The 3,980-nt window shown below is 64.8% G+C and carries 2 protein-coding genes and 3 pseudogenes; 4 read left to right on the forward strand and 1 reads right to left on the reverse strand.

The window, feature by feature from the left end; genetic code table 11:
- Nucleotides 1–203: 203 nt before the first annotated feature.
- The 4 genes and pseudogenes from EAH86_RS21085 to EAH86_RS20115 all read left to right on the forward strand — a co-directional run.
- A pseudogene (locus EAH86_RS21085) lies at nucleotides 204–659 on the forward strand (IS110 family transposase); the annotation flags it as partial.
- 261 nt (nucleotides 660–920) lie between these two features.
- Nucleotides 921–1,175, forward strand: a pseudogene (locus EAH86_RS21090) (transposase); the annotation flags it as partial.
- Between the two features lie 29 nt (nucleotides 1,176–1,204).
- Nucleotides 1,205–1,564, forward strand: a pseudogene (locus tag EAH86_RS20895) (transposase); the annotation flags it as partial.
- Nucleotides 1,565–1,627: 63 nt separating this feature from the next.
- Nucleotides 1,628–1,927, forward strand: coding sequence for a hypothetical protein (locus EAH86_RS20115; protein WP_140744135.1), 300 nt, complete (start codon nucleotides 1,628–1,630; stop codon nucleotides 1,925–1,927).
- Between the two features lie 333 nt (nucleotides 1,928–2,260).
- Here EAH86_RS20115 and EAH86_RS20120 read toward each other — a convergent pair whose 3' ends face one another.
- Complete coding sequence (locus EAH86_RS20120; protein WP_140744137.1) at nucleotides 2,261–2,608, reverse strand: hypothetical protein; 348 nt, start codon at nucleotides 2,606–2,608, stop codon at nucleotides 2,261–2,263.
- Between the last annotated feature and the right edge of the window lie 1,372 nt (nucleotides 2,609–3,980).

Here is a 3,980-nt window from a genome sequence, read left to right on the forward strand (position 1 = left end):
GAGTGTGACCCCCGGAAAGACTGGCTTTGTGCCTTGTTGCGACCTGTCCGCTCGTGGTCACCGGCCCCGGCCCGGTTGGAGGAACTGGCCTGATCAGGAGCTTGACCACCTGGCGTTAGCGGCGCCGGATGTGTCTCATCACAGTCCTGCCGAGCCTTCGTCCCGGACCGGAACCACGTCCCGTCCGGCGAAGGAGAGAACGCATGAACAGTCTGACCGATCTGCGCGAGGTGGTCGATGTCGTCATTGGCGTCGACACCCACGTCCATACCCACTCCGCGGCCGTGGTCGATGCTGCSACTGGTGGTGTCCTCGACGAGATCACCGTCGAGGCGACAGCCCAGGGCTATGCCGAGCTGGTGGAGTTCGCCAACAACCACCCGATGCTGCGGGCTTGGGCGATCGAAGGGACCGGCGGCCACGGCGCCGGTCTGAGYCGTCACCTGCTGGAGTCATCGGAGATCGTCATCGAGTTGGATCGTCCGAAGCGGGCTGCGCGTCGCAACGGCGCGAAGACCGATCCGCTCGATGCGATCCGAGCCGCACGTGAGGCGATGGCCCGACCGCGGTTGGGAACACCTCGCGCCGGGGGCGAACGCCAAGCCCTGTCAGTGCTTTTGGCTGCTCGCCGCTCCGCGATCAATGCCTCCACCGAGGCCCAGCAGCAGGTCTTCGGCCTGGTCATCGCAGCACCCGAACCCATTCGCCTCAGGTTCCGCGGTCAGAAGCTTGCCGCCATGCTCAACACCGCCGCGAAGCTGCGGGTGCACGCCTCCTGGGACACCGAGACGACCAGCACCGTGGTGGCGCTGCGGACCTTGGCTCGTCGCGCGCACGCGATGCTCAAGGAGGCACGGGAGCTGCAGAAGTCGATCGTGGCCATCATCCGCAGCTGGCGCCCTGACCTGCTCGAGGAGTTCGGCGTCGGACCGATCGTGGCCGCGACGGTGTTGTGCGCCTGGTCCCACCCCGGCCGTATCCACTCCGAGGCGGCGTTCGCGATGCTCGCCGGCGTGGCACCGATCCCGGCCAACAGCGGCCAAGTCACCACCCGCTATCGGCTCAACCGTTACGGCGACCGCCAGCTCAACAACGCACTGCACACCGTGGTCCAGAGCCGGATCCAGTACCAGCCAGCCACCCGCGACTACGTCGCTCGCCGCACTGCCGAAGGCAAGACCGGCCGNGCAGCTGGCGCCCTGACCTGCTCGAGGAGTTCGGCGTCGGACCGATCGTGGCCGCGACGGTGTTGTGCGCCTGGTCCCACCCCGGCCGTATCCACTCCGAGGCGGCGTTCGCGATGCTCGCCGGCGTGGCACCGATCCCGGCCAACAGCGGCCAAGTCACCACCCGCTATCGGCTCAACCGTTACGGCGACCGCCAGCTCAACAACGCACTGCACACCGTGGTCCAGAGCCGGATCCAGTACCAGCCAGCCACCCGCGACTACGTCGCTCGCCGCACTGCCGAAGGCAAGACCGGCCGAGAGATCAAACGCTGCCTAGCCCGCTACGTCGCCCGCGACCTCTATCGGCTCCTTGAAAACACGCCCACAGCTGCTTGACGAAGCATAGGAGCGTCGCACCGACCGGACAGCGGCAAATGAGTGCGTTGCTAAGGTCGGGTCGTGAGCGATCGTCCTGAAATCGTCTGCATCTGTGGGTCGGCCAGGTTCATGACCGAGATGCGCGCGGCGAACCGGGAACTGACCTTTGCAGGAGTCGTCGTTGTCGCCCCCAGCGAGGCGGACGAGACGCCCACTCCCGAGCAGAAGGCCGTCCTGGACGCTCTTCACCTGCGCAAGATCGAACTGGCCGACCGGGTCTTGATCGTCAATCCGGGTGGATACGTCGGAGAGTCGACGCGGAGGGAGATCGCCTACGCCCAGGCGGCCGGCAAGCCTGTCGCCTTCACCGATCCTCTCTGACGACTAGCTCGCACACATCGGCAGTACCGATCGAACTCTCCGCGGCATGTGCGGATGTTCAGTCGTGGGTCTTGTGGTGCCGGTCTGGGTGCTCGCACAGGCTTGGCCTATCCGGGCGACCAAGGCAATAGGTGCACTCAGGATCGGTGCAGGCGCTCTCCTGCCAGCGGTCGCACAGGGGACACAAGTAGGCGTCGTGCCGGTCGCAGTAGAGCAAGTCGCTGACGCACACCTCGCAGACCGACATGGCGGTCACGGTACCGAGGGAATCCCGAGCTGTCCGGTAGTCCCGCTCAGCGGCCCTGTCAGCGCTGCTCGCGGCATGAGCGGACGTCAGGTCGCGGCATGTCGGCGCCTTAGTCGCTTGACCCACTGCTCCGCTGGACGCCTCACCTCGATCTCCTTGACGGCTCCCGACAGCCTTGGCAGCGTCGAGTCGAGGGCGACCATGAGGACCACGTCATCCCCATCCCGGTCCACTTGGACCACAGTCCCCGTTGTAGGAGCAGCGCTTCCCATCGCCCAGAACGTCTCCTCAATGCGGTCACCCACGGCAACGGTCCCGATCTCGACCGTCTCGATCCACCAGTCGGCCACGTCAGGGTCGAAACCGACAGCGCGCTTCAGGGCAACTACAGACGCTCGCAGTGTCGCCCCCACTCGTCCCGCGACGTTGCCCATGTTCGGACCATAACGCCCGCTCGGCGGCATGTGCGGATGTTCAGTCGTGGGTCTTGTCGTGCCGGTCNGAGGACCACGTCATCCCCATCCCGGTCCACTTGGACCACAGTCCCCGTTGTAGGAGCAGCGCTTCCCATCGCCCAGAACGTCTCCTCAATGCGGTCACCCACGGCAACGGTCCCGATCTCGACCGTCTCGATCCACCAGTCGGCCACGTCAGGGTCGAAACCGACAGCGCGCTTCAGGGCAACTACAGACGCTCGCAGTGTCGCCCCCACTCGTCCCGCGACGTTGCCCATGTTCGGACCATAACGCCCGCTCGGCGGCATGTGCGGATGTTCAGTCGTGGGTCTTGTCGTGCCGGTCTGGGTGCTCGCACAGGCTTGGCCTATCCGGGCGACCAGGGCAATAAGTGCACTCAGGATCGGTGCAGGCGCCCTCCTGCCAGCGGTCGCACACCGGACACAAGTAGGCGTCGTGCCGGTCGCAGTAGAGCAAGTCGCTGACACACACCTCGCAGACCGACATGGCGGTGACGTTACCGAGGAGATCCCGATCTGTCCGCGCGCCCGCTCAACGGCGTTGGCCAGAGCCTTGCATTTCACATTTGAGGCTAGCCGCGTAGGGAGGGGAACCGTTTTCATTGAGGGTTTCGTGATGAAACCCAGCGACAAGTGGCACGTGGGAGATCCGAAGATCACGATCACTGAGAAGTAGTCGAGCCGCTCACCGGGCCGTGTGGGTCATCGGTATAAGGGTCCCTTAGATCAGCNGTCGTGCCGGTCGCAGTAGAGCAAGTCGCTGACACACACCTCGCAGACCGACATGGCGGTGACGTTACCGAGGAGATCCCGATCTGTCCGCGCGCCCGCTCAACGGCGTTGGCCAGAGCCTTGCATTTCACATTTGAGGCTAGCCGCGTAGGGAGGGGAACCGTTTTCATTGAGGGTTTCGTGATGAAACCCAGCGACAAGTGGCACGTGGGAGATCCGAAGATCACGATCACTGAGAAGTAGTCGAGCCGCTCACCGGGCCGTGTGGGTCATCGGTATAAGGGTCCCTTAGATCAGCCGACTAGACGGTATGGAGTGACTGCTCGGGCTGGCTGGGTGGTTGCGGGCCGGGGCCTCACTCACACAGATTCGTGGGTTACCGAGTAGGGGCTGCCTGCTCGGCCTATCCGACATGTGTGGGAGGCCCCGGTGTTCTCTGAGCGTACGAGTGTGGGACTGGATGTGCACGCACGATCGGTCGTCGCTGCGGCGATCGATGGTGTGACTGGTGAGGTGTTCAAGGCCCGGCTGACGCCGGATCACCAGGTGGTTTTGCGGTGGGTTCAAGACCTTCCCGGACCGGTGGCGGCGACGTATGA

Source organism: Pedococcus bigeumensis, assembly GCF_006438965.1.
GTDB classification, from domain to species: Bacteria; Actinomycetota; Actinomycetes; order Actinomycetales; family Dermatophilaceae; genus Pedococcus; species Pedococcus bigeumensis_A.

Coding starts and splice junctions, on each gene's coding strand:
- EAH86_RS20120 (WP_140744137.1), bottom strand. CDS start 2,608: ATGGGCAACGTCGCGGGACGAGTGGGGGCGACACTGCGAGCGTCTGTA.